Origin of the sequence: Nocardia sp. NPDC050408 (genome assembly GCF_044458905.1) — a bacterium.
Classification (GTDB): Bacteria; Actinomycetota; Actinomycetes; order Mycobacteriales; family Mycobacteriaceae; genus Nocardia.
This window is the reverse complement of record NZ_JBITIL010000014.1, coordinates 87,981-104,299: the sequence shown is the minus strand read 5'-3', so window position 1 is coordinate 104,299 and position 16,319 is coordinate 87,981. Positions and strand designations below refer to the sequence as shown.

At 66.1% G+C, this 16,319-nt stretch carries 14 protein-coding genes; 7 read left to right on the top strand and 7 right to left on the bottom strand.

What is annotated here, in order from left to right; genetic code table 11:
• Window positions 1-60: 60 nt before the first annotated feature.
• The 3 genes from ACIBJI_RS30870 to ACIBJI_RS30860 form a co-directional block, all read right to left on the bottom strand.
• Window positions 61-2,349 carry a molybdopterin-dependent oxidoreductase gene (locus ACIBJI_RS30870; RefSeq protein WP_396955579.1) on the bottom strand — a complete coding sequence of 763 codons (2,289 nt, stop codon included), beginning with the start codon at window positions 2,347-2,349 and terminating at the stop codon, window positions 61-63.
• A 394-nt stretch (window positions 2,350-2,743) separates the two neighbouring features.
• Window positions 2,744-3,370, bottom strand: coding sequence for a TetR/AcrR family transcriptional regulator (locus ACIBJI_RS30865; RefSeq protein ID WP_397086910.1), 627 nt, complete (start codon window positions 3,368-3,370; stop codon window positions 2,744-2,746).
• 42 nt (window positions 3,371-3,412) lie between these two features.
• Complete coding sequence (locus ACIBJI_RS30860; RefSeq protein ID WP_364348163.1) at window positions 3,413-4,303, bottom strand: alpha/beta hydrolase; 891 nt, start codon at window positions 4,301-4,303, stop codon at window positions 3,413-3,415.
• Window positions 4,304-4,440: 137 nt separating this feature from the next.
• On the opposite strand from ACIBJI_RS30860, the gene ACIBJI_RS30855 reads away from it, so the two are divergent.
• Window positions 4,441-6,300, top strand: a complete 1,860-nt coding sequence (locus ACIBJI_RS30855) for a Na+/H+ antiporter (RefSeq protein ID WP_364348166.1) — start codon at window positions 4,441-4,443, stop codon at window positions 6,298-6,300.
• Here ACIBJI_RS30855 and ACIBJI_RS30850 read toward each other — a convergent pair.
• Window positions 6,289-6,846 (bottom strand): TetR/AcrR family transcriptional regulator, encoded by a 558-nt coding sequence (locus ACIBJI_RS30850; RefSeq protein ID WP_364348169.1) that lies wholly within the window; start codon window positions 6,844-6,846, stop codon window positions 6,289-6,291. The two genes, ACIBJI_RS30855 and ACIBJI_RS30850, sit on opposite strands and share 12 nt — an antisense overlap.
• 218 nt (window positions 6,847-7,064) lie before the next feature.
• Here ACIBJI_RS30850 and ACIBJI_RS30845 point away from each other — a divergent pair, with 218 nt between their 5' ends.
• Both ACIBJI_RS30845 and ACIBJI_RS30840 read left to right on the top strand, forming a co-directional pair.
• Window positions 7,065-7,691: a helix-turn-helix domain-containing protein gene (locus ACIBJI_RS30845; protein WP_364348172.1), complete on the top strand. Its 627-nt coding sequence runs from the start codon at window positions 7,065-7,067 to the stop codon at window positions 7,689-7,691.
• A gap of 7 nt (window positions 7,692-7,698) precedes the next feature.
• Window positions 7,699-8,358: an enoyl-CoA hydratase-related protein gene (locus ACIBJI_RS30840; RefSeq protein WP_397086908.1), complete on the top strand. Its 660-nt coding sequence runs from the start codon at window positions 7,699-7,701 to the stop codon at window positions 8,356-8,358.
• A 34-nt stretch (window positions 8,359-8,392) separates the two neighbouring features.
• Here ACIBJI_RS30840 and ACIBJI_RS30835 read toward each other — a convergent pair whose 3' ends face one another.
• Window positions 8,393-9,106 (bottom strand): dienelactone hydrolase family protein, encoded by a 714-nt coding sequence (locus tag ACIBJI_RS30835; protein WP_364348175.1) that lies wholly within the window; start codon window positions 9,104-9,106, stop codon window positions 8,393-8,395.
• Window positions 9,107-9,285: 179 nt separating this feature from the next.
• Between ACIBJI_RS30835 and ACIBJI_RS30830 the strand changes: the two genes are divergently transcribed.
• The 3 genes from ACIBJI_RS30830 (at window position 9,286) to fadD11 (ending at window position 13,830) form a co-directional block, all read left to right on the top strand.
• A complete protein-coding gene (locus tag ACIBJI_RS30830) occupies window positions 9,286-10,455 on the top strand; it encodes a lipase family protein (protein ID WP_364348178.1) in 1,170 nt (389 codons plus the stop codon).
• Window positions 10,456-10,750: 295 nt separating this feature from the next.
• Window positions 10,751-11,905: a methyltransferase gene (locus ACIBJI_RS30825; RefSeq protein ID WP_396955583.1), complete on the top strand. Its 1,155-nt coding sequence runs from the start codon at window positions 10,751-10,753 to the stop codon at window positions 11,903-11,905.
• Window positions 11,906-12,015: 110 nt separating this feature from the next.
• Entirely contained in the window at window positions 12,016-13,830 is a 1,815-nt protein-coding gene (gene fadD11 / locus ACIBJI_RS30820; RefSeq protein ID WP_397086905.1) for a fatty acid--CoA ligase FadD11, read from the top strand.
• A 67-nt stretch (window positions 13,831-13,897) separates the two neighbouring features.
• Here fadD11 and ACIBJI_RS30815 read toward each other — a convergent pair whose 3' ends face one another.
• Together ACIBJI_RS30815 and ACIBJI_RS30810 are read right to left on the bottom strand one after the other, a co-directional pair.
• Window positions 13,898-14,089 (bottom strand): ferredoxin, encoded by a 192-nt coding sequence (locus tag ACIBJI_RS30815; protein ID WP_364348187.1) that lies wholly within the window; start codon window positions 14,087-14,089, stop codon window positions 13,898-13,900.
• Window positions 14,086-15,507: a cytochrome P450 gene (locus ACIBJI_RS30810; RefSeq protein ID WP_397086903.1), complete on the bottom strand. Its 1,422-nt coding sequence runs from the start codon at window positions 15,505-15,507 to the stop codon at window positions 14,086-14,088. Before ACIBJI_RS30810 ends, ACIBJI_RS30815 begins: the two co-directional genes overlap by 4 nt.
• 116 nt (window positions 15,508-15,623) lie before the next feature.
• On the opposite strand from ACIBJI_RS30810, the gene ACIBJI_RS30805 reads away from it, so the two are divergent.
• Window positions 15,624-16,286, top strand: coding sequence for a TetR/AcrR family transcriptional regulator (locus tag ACIBJI_RS30805; protein ID WP_396955585.1), 663 nt, complete (start codon window positions 15,624-15,626; stop codon window positions 16,284-16,286).
• Window positions 16,287-16,319 lie beyond the last annotated feature (33 nt).

Sequence of the window (16,319 nt, the reverse complement as noted above, 5' to 3'; positions counted from 1 at the left end):
AGGTGCGCGAAAAACACTGGAGCGTCCCGAAGTTCGGTTGCTCACACACCTGGCGAACAGCTACACCTCGCGCAGCGGTTCGATACGGGCAGGAACATGCTTGTGCCAGGGCGTTCCGGCAATCGCATCACGCCAGCTCGCATCGGTGAGCTCATTCGCGGCCACACCGGTGCGGGTGCCATCTGGCAGGTCGAGGCCCAACCCGTTCGGCAGAGATGCGTGCCCGGCCCGCATGCGATCGTTGATTTCGACCGCGGCGATGGCACTGCCCCGCCGGGTGGTGATGCGGGCACGGTCCCCGGTGGTGAGACCGAGCACGGTGGCATCGTCGGGGCTGAGCCGCAACGCGCCCTCCGGATCACGGCGACGCCAGCTGTTGTCGCGGAAGATCGTGTTGGCAGTAAAGGAACGCCGCTCCCCGGCCGACAGGACGAAGGGGAATTCGGGGCTGGTGTGCGTGGCGGGTGTGGTCGGGAGTTCGCGCAGCGCGTGCAACAATTCCGGGATCGCCAACGGGATTGTCGAGTGTGGCACATAGTCCCAGGCGTCCGGATAGTCGTCGACGGTGAAGGTGACGCCCGAGCGGCCCGCCAGGATGGCATCGAACAGCGCATCGGCATTCCGATGCCCCGCGCGACGCATAGCGGCCGGATGCACCTTCGCGACGCGCTGCGCGAGCGCCCACAGCACGGCGGCCGAACGCGCGCCATCGGGCAGGGTCGGGCCGAGGGTTTCATAGAGCAGGTAGGGGGCGAGGCCGCCGATATTCTTGTCCATGGTCAACAGTGCGGCGAAGGCCAACGCGTGGGGTCGGCGGCCCAGTTTCGCGGCGGTCCGCAGTACCGCCAGCTCGGCACGCCCGACGACTCCGAGTTCGCGAATCAGGCGCGCGTAGATCTCGGGTTCGGGCAATGTGCCGGGTAGCGGGTCGAGCACCGGCGCGCGCAGATGAAAGGTGTTGTGCGGGAACTCCAGATTGAAGAAGGTGGCCTCCCACTTCTCGAACTGGCTGGCCGCGGGCAGCACATAGTCGGCGTGACGTGCGGTTTCGGTGAGCGCGACATCGATGACCACCACCAGATCGAGTGCGTGCAGTGCGGCACGGAAGGCCGCCGATTCGGCGAGTGAGTGGGCGGGATTCGCGGACTCGATGATCATTGCCCGGAACCGGTCGGGGTGATCGGTGAGAATCTCCTCGGCGATCGAATTGCACGGCACCATGCCGCCGAGAATCGGTGCGGCGGTCACCGGGCTGCGTTTGATGTCGCGGCTGTATCCCGCCAACGGCACCATCCACGAATGTGGTTGCATGGCACCGGGTTTGGCGAAGTTTCCGGTGAGCAGCCAGAGCAGCTTGTTCAGGTAGGAGATCAGGGTGCTGTTGGGGCTCTGCTGGACGCCCAGGTCCTCGTAGGTGGCGACACTGCTCGCGGTGCCGATCCGGTGGGCGGCGGTGCGCAGCAATTCCACTGGCACACCGCAGATTTCGGCATAGGACGCGATATCGATTTCGCGCAACACGGCGGTGACGGCGTCGATTTGGTCGGCGTGTTCGGTGAGGAATGCGTGATCGAGCAGATCATCGCGCACCAGCACCGCGAGCATCGCGGCCAGACACCACGCGTCGGTACCGGGACGGACCTGTAGATGGATATCGGCGAGATCGGCGGTTTCGGTGCGCACCGGGTCGAGCACGATCATGGTGCGCGCGGGATCCTTGGCGATCTGCTGCAGGACGGTGCGGGCGCGCGGCACACCGTGTGACTGCCAGGGATTCTTGCCGAGAAATACCGCAACCTCGGCATGTTCGAAATCGCCGGTGGTGTGTCCGCCGGTCAGATGCGCGTCGACCCAGCCTTCGCCGGTCTTCTCCTGGGCGAGCGCGGTAGAGCGGTAGCGGCTGCCCAGCGCCCGACGCAAGGCGCCGCTGTAGGCGCCGCCGAGGTGGTTGCCTTGTCCCCCGCCGCCGTAGAAGAAGATCTTGTCGCCGCCGTATGTGTTCTTGACCTCGGTGAGCCGTGCGGCGATCTCGGAAATCGCGGTATCCCAGTCGATTTCGGTGAGACTGCCGTCGGCTTCACGGCGCAGCGGGGTGGTCAGGCGGGCACCGCCGTTCTGGTAGTGGTCCAGACGCAGCGCCTTGTTGCAGGTGTATCCGGCCGAGGCGACGTGGTCCTTGTCGCCGCGGATCTTGGCGAAGCTGCGGCCGTCGAGTTGGATCAGCAGGCCGCAGTTGTTCTCACATAGTATGCAGGCGGTCTTGTGCCATTCCTGTTGCGCCGCAGCATCATTGCGTCCAGGCCGCGCACTGTGATCGACTCGGCTGTCTTGTGGTGCGGCGGTACTCATCGATGCTCCTGTGAGTTGTCGTTGATCGAGGACGGAAGCGAAACCGCCGGTGGAAATACGGATGCGCGGGATCAACTGGTCTGGTCGACGCGAGTGCCGTTGATCCACGCCTTCGGCTCGGCCAGGAACGGTGTATCGCCGAGTCGGTCGAGATCGTCGAAGCAGGTCGAGCTCGGCTGCTCGCGACATCGGCGTCTCCTCGGGTCCTGGTGGGTGCGGTGGACCTGCACTCGACCCTGATTATGGTCCCCACCATAATCGGCATGTCAAGGCCCCACCCTGTCGAGATGTTCCATGACATGGCGAGAAAAACGGGCCTGAGCGGGCATTCTTCGCACCAATGAGACCGCCGAATCCGGCCGAAGCGCACTTCGCCGATCGGGTGTCGGGCGCGCTACTGCTTGGAGGCGTCGATGACGGTCGTGAGATGAGCTTGCAATTCGCGGACGGTGTCCTCGAGCGGTGTGGTGGCACGCTCGACGCGACACAGCGCGATCGCGCCCTCGACGGCGGCGACGGTGAGCGTGGCCATGCGACGCGAACGCACCGCGTCGAGACCCTGACTGATGAGCAGATCGGTGAGTGCGGTATTCCAACGGGCGAAGATCGCCGCGGCGGATGCGGCGAATTCCGGTGCGTCGTCATTGGTTTCAACCGCGACGGCGAAGATCGGGCAGCCCGCGCGGTACTCGCTGTCGAGCAGGGTTCGTCGCCAGAGCGCGACGAACATATCCAGCGCGGTCCCCGGATCGTTCTCGCGGGTGATCGTTTCGATGAATTCCGACATCGAACCACCGGCGGCGCTCAGCGCGTCGGCGATCAACTGGGTGCGACCGCCGGGAAAGTGGTGATAGACCGACCCGCGGGGCGCGCCGGTATCGGCCAGCACCCGGTCCACGCTCGTGGCGCTCGCACCGTGGATGCGCAGGGATTCGATCGTGCCCTCGATCATCCGCCGCCGCGCGTCACGCAGCCGTGGGCGCTCCGGAGCCTCCTTCTTCGATCGGCGTGTCGCTGCCATGTAGCCATAGTATGGGACACCCCATAACGCTGGGGTGCCCGTCTATCGCACGCGGCTGGTGTGGAAATCCAATACCGCGGCCAAGGTCTCCCTGGGGGCTTCGAGCTGAGGATAGTGCCCGACCTTCGGCAACTCGACCACATCCGGATCCGGAATCAGCTCGCGATAGCGGCGCACCATATGCCCACCCGATGCCGGGTCGAGCAGACCGTCGATCAGCCGCACCGGAACCGGGGTGTCGACCAGCGCGCCCACCCAGCGCCGCCGGTTGGCCTTGCGCTCGCCCATATAGCGAATCAGCTTGTGCCCGTTGCTCTTGCCGTGCTTACTGCACCACAGGATCCAGTACTGATCGAGCTCATGGGCACTGGGGCGGGTGGTGGGACCGAAGACACCCGCGAGGCTGCGGCGGAAGACCCGCTCGGTGCCCAGCACCCCGACCAGCGGTCCCAGCGGACTCGCCAGCAACTTCTGCGCCGGACGCGCGCGGTGGGTCTCGGGGAACAGTCCGCCGTTGAGCAGGCATACCGATTCGATCACCAGGGATTCGTCGCCGTCGGCGCGGCGCTGTGCGTCGCGTGCCAGCAACTCCTGGGCGACGGTGTCGCCGTAGTCGTGGGCCAGGATGTGTGTGCGGGAAATCCCCTGCTCACGCAGCAGGTTCTCGTGGAGATCGGCCTGATCGGCGATCCGGTAATCGTAGTTGCGGGGTTTGGCCGACCAACCGAAGCCGATCATATCCGGGGCGATGAGGCGCGCGAACCGCTCGCGCAGACCCGGCCATAGGGCATGCCAGTCCCAGGACGCGGTGGGGAAACCGTGGATGCAGAGCAGATTTCCGGCACCGTCGCCGGTGCTGTCCTGCCAGAAGATCTGATGGCCGCGGTGGGTGTGGCGGCGACCGCTCGCCCGCCAGGACGCAAACTCTTCCATGTCTACCTCCTTCGTGCCGACAACTATTGCGCGCGAACGCTACCGCCACAGGCATTCCGAGGAACTGAACCGCACTGTCCGTGTCACGTACCGCATGGTCTTTTCGAGCCGGATGTTTGCTCTGCGAGAATGCCATAGTGCATGTCGCGATCGGCCTGGTTGTTCTAGTCGCGTCGGCGGCGTCGCTCGCGGCGCTCGCGCGACGGTTCGGGATATCCGAACCGCTGGTATTGACGCTGGCCGGAGTGGTCGCGTCGTATTTGCCGCATGTTCCGCAGGTCCACCCGGATCCCGAGGTCATCCTGTTGGGTTTCCTGCCGCCGCTGCTCTACACTTCCGCGATTCGCACCTCCCTGGTCGACTTCCGGGCCAACGCACGCACCATCGCACTGCTGTCGGTGGGGTTGGTGCTGTTCAGCACGTTCGCGGTCGCGGGGGTGGTGTGGTGGCTGCTGCCGGTGCCGTTCGCGGTGGCGGTGGCCCTGGGCGCGGTAGTCGCGCCGACCGATGCGGTGGCCGCTACCGGGATCGCGCGGCGCATCGGCATGCCGCGCCGGATCGTCACCATCCTCGAAGACGAGTCGATGTTCAACGACGCCACCGCGCTGGTGACGGTGCGCACCGCGATCGCCGCGGCTGCGGGCACGGTGTCGGTGTGGAAGGCCGGTGGTGACTTCCTGCTCGCCGCGGGCGGTGGTGCGGCGGTGGGCATCGTGGTCGCCTATCTGCTGGCGATGCTGCGGCGGCGCATCACCGATCCGGTGCTGGACACCACGCTGTCGTTCCTTGCGCCGTTCGTCGCCTATCTGCCCGCCGAGGGTATCGAAGCCTCCGGTGTGATCGCGGTGGTGACCTGCGGCATGGTCCTCGGCCACGGTGCGCCGGTGTGGCAGAGCGCCGCCTCCCGGATTGCCGAACGCACCAACTGGCGCACCATCCAATTCATTCTCGAGAGCGTTGTGTTCCTGATGATCGGGCTGCAGATGCGCGCGATCATCGAGGGCGCGTGGGACAGCGGCCTCGACCACTCCACGCTGATTGTGGCGGCGGTGGCGGTCATGGTGGCGGCGATGCTGTCGCGGCCGCTGTGGGTCTTCCCGGTCGCGCTGCTCTCGCGCAAGCTCGGATTGTCGAATGCCGATGTGCCGGTGAGTCATCCGGTGGTGGTGTCGTGGGCGGGCATGCGCGGTGTGGTCACTCTGGCAGCGGTGTTGTTGCTGCCCGCCGACACCCCGCAGCTGCCGGTGCTCAAACTGCTCGCGCTCGTCGTGGTCGCCGGAACGCTACTGCTGCAAGGGACTTCACTGCCCTGGGTGGTGCGGTGGCTGCATGTGCGCGGCCCGAGTCGTGCGGAAAACGCGCTACAGAAGGCGAACCTGCTGCAGCAGGCGACCGCGGCGGGACTGGCCGAGCTGGAAAAGCACATCACCCCGGATACGCCGCCGGGTGTCGTCGAGACACTCCGCGATCGGGTCACCTGGAAGACCAACGCGGCCTGGGAACGCCTCGGCCGATCGGAATCGGAACTGGCGACACCGACCGCCGAATATCGGCGGCTGCGGCTGGAAATGTTGCGTGCGGAACGGGAAACGGTTCTGCGCGTGCGGGATTCGGGTGGCGCGGACTATGAGATCCTGCAGTACGTGCTGTCGCGGCTCGATCTCGAGGAATCGATGATCGACCGCTTCGACGAAACCGAAGAGGAGCGCGTCGAACCGCTCGCCGCCCCCGCGGCGGCCGATAGCTGCACGCATTTGGAGTCCGCGCCGCTGGTGCGTGAGCCCACCGAACCCGACGAGTGCAAGGAATGCATCGCCGAGGGATACACCTGGGTGCATCTGCGAATGTGCCTGGACTGCGGGCACATCGCCTGCTGTGACTCCTCGGTGGGCAATCACGCCACCAAACACTATGGCAGCACCGGACATCCGGTGATGCGCAGCGTGGAGCCGGGCGAGGCGTGGCGGTGGTGCTATGTCGACGAGCTACTCGGCTGATCGGCGGGCGTGGGAGTAGATCAACCGCGCGTACTGGGCCAGCAGTTGGTCCAGTGAAATGTCCTCCCCGCCCGCGGCGATCTGCTGGTAGCCGATCAGCATCGACATGCCGAGCGCGGTGACCACCGCGGTGGTCTGCTCATCGCCCACAACGCCTTTGATCGCCTTGTGCACGGTGCGGCGGCGCGATTCATCGACCCGCTTGAGCGCCAGATTCACCGATTCGTCATTGGCGGCCCAGGCGCGGATCGCGGCCTCGGCGGCATGGTGCAGGCCCGCGGCGAGATCGGACATGGCGCGGATGTCGTCGTCGGGATTGCCCTGGTTGAACTTCAGCGTGCGTAGGATGACGACCTGGCGGTTCTCCCAATGCTCGAGCAGCGTGTCCACGAAGCCCTGCCAGCTGCCGAAATGGTGGTAGAACGAACCGCTGGTGACACCGAGTCGGCGACACAGCACGCCGATATTGAGGCCTTTGAAGCCGAGTTCGGCCAAGACCTCCAGAGCGGTGTCGAAGTACTGCTCCTTGGTGACCACTCGTGACATTTCGCAAGCGCCGTTTCTGTTCGTGCGGGCAAGGCGGAGGACCAGACAGTACCTCATCGTATTGCCGTCGCGCTGAAACGTAACGAAGTCCACGCATCGGCGTCGCCGCGCCGCGAAAGTACCCGTGACCGGGCGAAACATGCAGTGGCATAGCGGAAGCGGGTTTGCTGATGCGAAGCAGATTTATAACAGAGCAATTGCTCTGTTATAGTCGTGGCATGCCTCGCCCGCGAACCCACGACCCCGACACCGTGCTCGATGCCGCGGAGTCGCTGGCGGTGCGCTCGGGTCCCGCGGCGGTCACCATCCGGGCCGTCGCGGCGGCGACCGGTGTATCCAACGGCGCGATCTATCACACCTTCGGTTCGCGTGCCGAACTGCTCGGACGCAGCTGGTTACGGGCGGCGGGGCGGTTTCTGCGGATGCAGACCGAGTCGGTAGAGGCACATCTCGCCGCCAACGCCGGCGCCCCACGCGCGCTCGAGGCGGTGGTAGCCGCGGCCGAGACGCCGGTGGAGTTCGCGCGGCGATACCCGGACTCCTCGAAACTGCTGCTGACCGTCTCACGTGACGAACTGCTCGGCGACGAACTGCCCGAACAGGTCGTTGCCGAACTCGCCGGAACCGACGACGCGCTGGTGCGACTGCTCATCCGCCTGTCACGTGCCATGTGGGGCCGCGGTGACGCCGCCGCGGTCGATGTGATCACCACCTGCGTCGTCGACCTGCCGACCGGCATCCTGCTGCGCCGCGACCGAATCGCGAAACCCATTGCCCGCGACCACCTTCGCGCCGCCGTGCGTGCGGTGCTCGCGGTCGGCCCACCCGAATCAACCCCGGAGTAGGAATATCATGAGCACGCTGAGCTACCACGAAAAGATCGCCGTCCTGGACCTCGGTGACGACGAAAACCGTTTCACTCCGGAGTTTCTCGACGCGGTCAACGCCCATCTCGACACCGCGCTCGCCGAGGGCGCACACGGCCTGGTGACCACTGCGACCGGCAAGTTCTACTCCAACGGCCTCGACCTGGACTGGCTGGTCGCCAATGGTGAGCGCACTCAGTGGTACATCGGCCGAGTACAGGCACTGTTCGCCCGCGTGCTCACCCTGCCCATCCCCACCGCCGCCGCATTGCCCGGCCACGCCTTCGGCGCGGGAGCCATGCTCGCGCTGGCCCACGACTATCGGGTGATGCGCGCCGACCGCGGGTTCTTCTGTTTGCCCGAGGTCGATATCCGCATCGTGTTCACCCCGGGCATGGCCGCGCTGATCCAGTCCAAGCTGACACCCAAGGCCGCCGTGGCCGCGATGACCACCGGTCGCCGCTTCGGCGGAATCGATGCCTCGGACCTGGATATCGTCGACGCCACCGCGGGCGAAGCCGCGATCGCCACCGCCGCCCTCGCCATGCTCGCCCCGCTCGGCGGAAAGGATCCCGCGACACTGGGCGCGATCAAGAACATCATGTTCGGTCCGGCCGTCGCCAAGCTGACCGAATCCGCCTCGTAGACGGTCGATTCGCCGCCGCGGCCAGCGGGTTGCACTACTCGGATCCGCTGGCCGGTGTATCCGTCAGGTGCTTGTCGAAGAACGCGAAGATGCGGTGCCAGGCATCGCGGGTAGCTTGCGCGTCGTAGCCGAGGCCGGCGACGCGCAGGACCGGGTCGATGCCGAAGACGTTCGCGAAGCCGTGCATGGTGCCCGGATAGGTCTTGATGTCGTGCTCGACGCCGAGATCGGTCAGCGCACGATCGAGCTTGCGGCCCGCACCGACCAGCGAGGGATCGCGCTGGGCGTAGCTGGCCACCACCGGGCATGCACCCTCGAGCTGGGCGCGGTAGTCGCCATAGAGGCCCGGATAGAACGGTGCGGACGCGTCGAAACCCATTGGCGCGGTGAGCAATGCGAAGCCACCGCCCATACAGAAGCCGATAACGGCGGTCTTGCCGGTGCAATCGGGATCGACGACCAGTCGGTCGCGGGCGGCGAGGATCTCCCGGATCGTCGGACTCGCGCCGGTGAAGATCAGCGACCGCATCACCGCACGGATACAGCGCACCCGGCCATTGGCGAACAGATTCGGGGCAATCGTGAGATAGCCGTAGTCGGCCAGCATTTCGACATTGCCGCGGATATCCTGGCCGAAGCCGACACCGTCGTGCAGCACCACGACACCGGGCCACGGACCGTTCCCGGTCGGGCGGGCCAGAATCGCCTCGACAGCGCCGTCCGGTGTGTCGAGCTCGATGGTGTTCATGCCAGCAATGTAGGCCACTGTCCCAGACGTGTACAGCTATCGCGTGGCGAGCCCGGTTGTGCGATGCGAATTTCGGCGTTTGAACGTGAAATGCCGGTGCCGGGGCCTGGGCTGGTTTAACCTCTGCCGGACGCGGTGTCCCCGGTCAGCGCGTTGTTCGAGCGAAAGGCGACATGTTCATGTTTCGGCTGCCGCGGCGCGCCCTCTGCGTCGCGACCACCCTCGCGCTCACCATGTTCGCGGCCTCGGCACTTGTCGCGGCCGACAGCGGTGACTACGCCGAATTCGATCCCGACCCGACCGGCGACGCCTACCTCGATCAGCATTTCAATACCGACGGTCTGCCCAACGGTGCGATCCTGGCATCGCGGTCGGTGCAGATTCTGCCGCCGCTGGCCGCCACCAACGACTTCGCCGCCTGGCAGGTGTGGTTCAAATCCACTGCCGCCAACGGCAGTTCGATCGCCGCGATCACCACGATCATGAAACCGAAGACCTGGAACGGCCGCGTCGTCAGCAACAACTACGCGATCGACAGTGTCGGGCTGCAATGCAATCCGTCCTACCAACTGACCCACTCGGTCTCCATCGAAGCGCCCGATATCACCCGCCAACTACTCGGCCACGGTTACGCGGTCGTGATGACCGACTATCAAGGCCCCAAGATGGCCTATGCGCACGGGCCCACCCAGGCACGCGAAGTGCTCGACGGAATCCGTGCCGCACTACAGTTTCCAGCGGCCGGACTGGCAGGCAGTGCGACCACGATGATCGGCTACAGCGGCGGCGCCATCGCCACCGTATGGGCGGCACAGCTGCAGCCAACCTATGCCCCCGAACTGCGGATCCTCGGCGCCGCCGCCGGTGGCACACCCGCCGACCTGAGCCTGCTGCGCAAGACGATGGACGGGAAACCACCCGCCGGGGCGCTGTATCTGATGGCGGCGCTCGGGGTCGCCCGAGCCACGCCCGAAGCGTTCGACCTGCTCAACGACATCGGAGTGCGGACCGCGCAGGAGAACAAGAACCTCTGCTCGAGCGCCGCCCTGCTCGGTGCTGTGCCGGTCGCGCTGCGGACATTGACCAAGGTCGACCCATACCCGACCGAAGTCGTCCAGCGGATCTACCGCGAAACCAAAGCCGGTGGCCTGACCCCGACGATGCCGATCTACCTGTGGCACGGGCTCTTCGACGAATGGATTCCGGCCGCCGGCGCACAGGCGCTACAGCAGCAGTGGAAGAGCGCCGGGGTGGACGTGTCTCTGACCTTGCTGCCGTGCGACCACGTCACCTGTGCGTTCACCCCCGGGGCGATCGATCGGATCGACAAGTGGATGGGCCTCGCCTAACCGCGTCGTGCGACATTTCCGGCACCCGAGAGCAGACCCTAGAGCAGATTCGACTTCGGTGACCCTTAGTACGGACCCGGTGCGTAGCAGCGGCGACTCATGTGCGAATCTTGAGGTGTCGACTCAGGGAAAGGGCTGCTCATGACGCTCGGTATGGTCCTCGGCGACTTCGGTGCTCGCGCTTCGACGCGGAACCGCTAGTCCGTCCTTACAGCCCCGCTGACTCAGGCCGTTCTACCGCTCCTCGTCGAAGTGCTCGCCGTGCCATCGCACGTCCGATCACGAGGAGCACCCCATGTCGACCATTCACTGGACCGAAGCAGACACCGAACGCAGCGCACAGTGGTATTCCGAAAGCGCGGCGACAGCGCCCGCGCACGTCACCATCGCCGATGACCGAATGCGCGCAGATACCGCCTACCGCCTGGCCTGCCAGGGCACGGCGCTGCTGTGGCGCGGCGATTTCCACAACGCGCGCCAGCTGTTGCGGGCATTGAGCCGCCGCATCGACCGCAAACCCCCACCGGCGGGCGCGGACCCGACCGAATCCTTTCACCTGTATCGGCGGGCGCGTGGGCAGCGGGCTCGGGTGTTGGGCCGGCTGCTCGTGCAGTTGGAGCCGGACCATTCGCTGGCATTGCGGCGCGCACCCGATGTGCGGCAGGCGTGCACCGAGGCCTATGGCTCCGCGCGCGAGCCGATGGTAATCGCGTTGACCGAACTACTCGGCGCGATCGGGGCGCACGAGTGGCGCGAAAATGGTGTCCCGGTAGCTGCCCTCGGCGCGCGGATCCACCCGCACTACGGGGTGTTCTCCCCTGTACGCGGCGAATACATCGATCTGGTCGCGAAGGCGCCGTTACCGGTCGAACACCACACCGCCTTCGATCTCGGAACCGGAACCGGCGTGCTCGCGGCCGTGCTGGCCCGCCGCGGCGTCGACCACATCGTCGCCACCGATATCAATCCGCGCGCACTCGCCTGCGCCCGCGACAATATCGACCGCCTCGGTCTCACGAACCGCATCGATGTCCAGGGCCCCGGCCTGTACCCCGGCGGCCGCGCACACCTGATCGTCTGCAATCCGCCGTGGCTCCCGGTCCGTCCGACCTCCGCCGTCGAACAGGGTGTCTACGACCCGGACAGCGCCATGCTCAGCGCCTTCTTGAGCGAACTCCCCGCGCACCTCGAACCCGGCGGTGAGGCCTGGCTGGTCCTATCCGATCTGGCCGAACGCCTCGGCCTGCGTACCCGCACCGAACTTCTCACCGCCATCGACTCGGCAGGCCTGCACCTCATCGACCGCATCGACACCAGGCCCCGCCACTCCCGATCTCGCGACACCACGGACCCGCTGCACGCAGCCCGAGCCGCAGAAGTCACCTCCCTGTGGCGCCTGGCCACCCAGATACCGTGCCAGCAGCCGGAATTCGTCAAAGCCACTGGCTGATCCTGTCGGTGGCGGGTCCATCCCGCGAAATCCGGTGAAAACGGCACGCGGGATCGGGTGGCAACTTACGGTCGGGAAGAAAAATGTGGGCGTAGTGATTGTGGTGTGCGATGACCGAACCGAATACCTCCTGTGCCGCCTTCCAGCGGGTGGCGGCGATCGATCCCGAGGCGATCGCGGTGCGCTCCATTGGTGGCGGGCACGCGTTGACCTGGCGGGAGTACGCCGAGCAGGTTCGCCATATCGCGGCGGGACTGCATGCGCTCGGCATCGGGCGCGGGGATACCGTCGCGCTGATGATGGCCAATCGGGTCGAGTTCTATCCGATCGAGGTGGGCGCGCAGCACACCGGCGCGACCTCGTTCTCGGTGTACAACACCCTTGCGCCCGAGCAGCTGAACTATGTGTTCGGCAATGCGGGCAATCGAGTGGTGATCTGTGAGGAACAGTACGTCGAGCGGGTGCGCACCTGCGGTGCCCAGATCGAGACCATCGTGTGCATGGATGCCGAGCACGCCGCAACGATCAGCCTCGCGGAACTGAAGGCCAAGGGCCGCAACGATTTCGACTTCGAGGCAACGTGGCGGTCGGTGCGGGCCGACGATATCGCGACGCTGGTCTACACCTCCGGCACCACCGGAAATCCCAAGGGTGTCGAGATCACCCACGCCAACCTGACCGCCGAGGCGCATGCCTTCAACGCCGTCCTCCCCGTGGAATTCGGCGACCGGCAGACCTCCTACCTGCCGACCGCTCACATGGCCGACCGGTTCACCGCGCTATATCTACAGGAGTACTACGGCATCCAGATCACCGTCGTGCCCGACCGCGACCAACTGCCGGCGGCGTTGCGGGATGCGCGTCCGACGATTTGGGGTGCGGTGCCGCGGGTGTGGGAGAAGTTCAAGGCCGCGGTCGAATTCTCGGTCGCCAATGAACCCGACGAAACCACAAGGGCCGCACTGCAATGGGCACTCGATGTGGCCGCACGCAAGGCCGCCGTGCTGCTGGAGGGCGGGACCGTCGATGCGGAGTTGGCCGCCGAATGGGCCGAGGCCGACCAGTCGGTGCTGTCGAAGCTGCGCGCCGAACTCGGCCTGGACCAGGTGAAGTGGGCGATGTCGGGCGCCGCGCCGATACCGCCGCAGACTCTCGGCTTCTTCTGCGGCCTTGGCATCCCCATCTGCGAGATCTGGGGTATGTCCGAACTGACCTGTGTGGCCAGCGCCAGCCCACCCGCCCAGGCGCGCCTGGGCACCGTCGGACGTATGCTGCCCGGTTCGGAGGCCAAAATCGCCGACGACGGCGAATTCCTGGTCCGCGGACCGCTCGTCATGAAGCGCTACCGCAAGGATCCGGGCAAAACCGCCGATACCGTCGACGTCGACGGCTGGCTACACACCGGCGATATCCTGACCCGCGACGCGGACGGCTACCTGCGCGTAGTCGACCGCAAGAAGGAACTCATCATCAACGCGGCGGGAAAGAACATGTCCCCGGCCAATATCGAGAACACCATCAAGGCCGCCACCCCACTGGTCGGCTCGATCGTCACCATCGGCGACGCCCGTCCCTACAACACCGCCCTGATCGTGCTCGACGCCGAATCCGCGACACCCTATGCGGCCCAACGAGGTCTGCCCGACGCCTCCGCCACCGCCTTGGCTGCTGACCCGGGCGTCATCGCCGAAATCGCCCAGGGTATCGCCGCGGGCAACGCGAAACTGTCCCGAGTGGAACAGATCAAACGCTTCACCATCCTGCCCACCTTCTGGGAGCCCGGCGGTGACGAAATCACCCTCACCATGAAACTGCGCCGCAAGCCCATCGCGACCAAATACGCCGCCGAAATCGAAACCCTCTACACCCCAACCCTATCCGCCACCACCCACGAACCCGCCACCCAAGTCCCCTCCGAGGTCTGACCCGGACAAGCGATCACCATGTCACGGTGGCGGCGAACGTCGAGAGCGCCTGGCCGCCAGCACGTTCTCACGCCTCGGCGCGGAGGGCTTCGACGGGGCAGGTGTCGATGGCGAGTTGGGCGTCGGGGTGGTCGCGGGTGGGGATGGGGGTGGTGAGGATGCGGACTTTGCCGGAGTCGTCGACCTGGAAGATGTGCGGAAGGAGGGCTTCGCACATGGCGTGGCCTTGGCAGCGGGTTCGGTCGGCAGTGATTTTCATGCGGGCCGCCGTGTTTCGACGCGTGCGGCTTGCAGTTGGATCGGGAGGCCGTCGAGTGGGATGGGGCCGGTCGCCCAGCCCATCGGCGGCGCATATCCGGCGGGTACCGACCATTGGTAGTGCAACAGCATGCGATGCATGATCGCCTTGACGGTCATACCGCCGAAGTACAGGCCGATGCATTTGTGGGCTCCGCCGCCGAAGGGCGCCCAGACGTAGCGATGGGATTTGTCCTCGTGGCGTTCGGCGGTGAATCGCTCCGGATCGAAGACATCCGGGTCACGCCACCAGCGGTCGATGCGCATCGCCGAATGCGAGCCGATGACGACGATGGTGCCCGCAGGGAGGAAGTGGCCTTGAATCGAGGTGTCGCGCACCGTCTCCCGGATCTGCTGGCCGACCGGGGAGTACATCCGCAGGATCTCCTTGAACACCAGATCCAGAGCGGGCAGCCGGTCCAGATCGTCGTAATCGAGCCAATCCTTGCCCAGCGCTTGCGATTCGGCGCGCAGCCGGTCCTGCCATTCGGGGTGCAGACCGAGTTGATAGCCCATCATCGCCAGTGCGATGGTGCTGGTGTCGTGTGCGGCCATCAGGACGAAGATCAGGTGGTCGACGATGTCCTGATCGGTGAAGGTGTGGCCCTCATCGCTGGCGGTGTGGCACAGCACGCTGAACAGGTCGTCACCGGTACCGGCGCGTCGGGCGGGCATTTCCCGGCGGCAGTAGTCCTCGAGTACCTTGCGCCCGCGCAAGCCCTTCGCCCACACACCGCCGGGCAGATTGGTGCGCACCAACGCCTGTCCGCCGCGCACCGCATCGATGAACGCACGTTCGAGCCGCGCTGCCTCGGGGCCGAGGCGTGCGCCCATGAAAACCTCCGATGCCATGCGTAGCAGCAGGTGTTTCGTTGCCGGGAAGAGCTGAAACTCGTTGGCGGGCACCCAGTCGTCCATGCCGCGGGCGATCGCCGGTGTGGTGATGTCGAGGTAGCCGACCAGCCGCTGCCGGGTGAAGGCCTGCTGCAGGATGCGCCGGTGGTAGCGATGCTCGTCGAAATCGCGCAGCAGGATGCCGCCACGGAAGAACGGGCCGATGAAGAAGTCGTAGCCGCCCTTGGCGGAGTACACCTTGTCCCGGTCCGCGAGCACCTCCTCGATCGCCTCCGGGCTCACCACCATCACGACCTGACGCCCGAGCAGTCCGGACCACTGCACGGGACCGTATTTCTCGAAACGCCGCCGAGCGAAATCGAGGTTGTCCGTCATGGCTGGGAGGGCGTGCCCGATCACCGGTAAGCCGTAATCGCCTAGTATCGGCCGCAATTGGCTACCGGCGGGTGGTTCGGCGAGGGCTCGGGTCCGTGTCGGATAGCGCTCGGCCAGCGCGGATGCGGCGTACTTTGCCCGTCGGCCCATCGTCGACATCATGCGTCCTCTCGCAACCTTGCGAAAATCATGTGATCCACACCATACAGGAATCAATGGTTTCCGTAAACGATTGTTTCCTGATTTGCCTGCGGCATACTGAGCCTGTGACACGGGCAGCGACCGGGATCTACCGCGGCGCCTCCGCCGAGCAGCGGCGCGAGGAACGCCGCCGTCGCCTGATGGACGCTGCCCTGGACATCATCGGCACCCAGGGCTGGGCGACCACCACGGTGCGCGGAGTCTGCGAACAGGCCAAGGTCGGCCCACGCTTCTTCTACGAAAGCTTCCCGGATCTCGACGCCTTGGCCGCCGCGGTGCACGACGAGATCATCGATACCGCTGTCCGCAGTTCCCTCGACGCGCTTGCCGCGGCACCGGAGGGGATTGCGGCGAAAACGCGCGCGGCGGTAACCGCCATCGTCACCTCCGTCATCGACGACCCCCGCCGCGCCCGCATCGCCTTCGCCGAAGCCCACGGCAGCGATACCCTGATGCGCCGCCGCGCCGCCGCCATGCGCACCATCGCCGACGTCGTCGCCGATCAGGAACGTGCCCTGCTCGACCCGCCGCCGGGCAGCGACACCCTGGTGCGCGCGGTCTCGCTGATGATCACCGGAGGCGCCGCCGAACTGATCCTGGCCTGGCTCGACGGCGGCATCGACGTCACCCGCGACGAACTCATCGACCTCTGCGTCGAATTCGTCCTCACCTTCGCCGACAACCTCGCGACCATGGCAGCCCGCCTCCCACCCAAACCAGCCCCCTGAACGGCCCTGCCGTCTGGAGGAATCTGTGCGGCA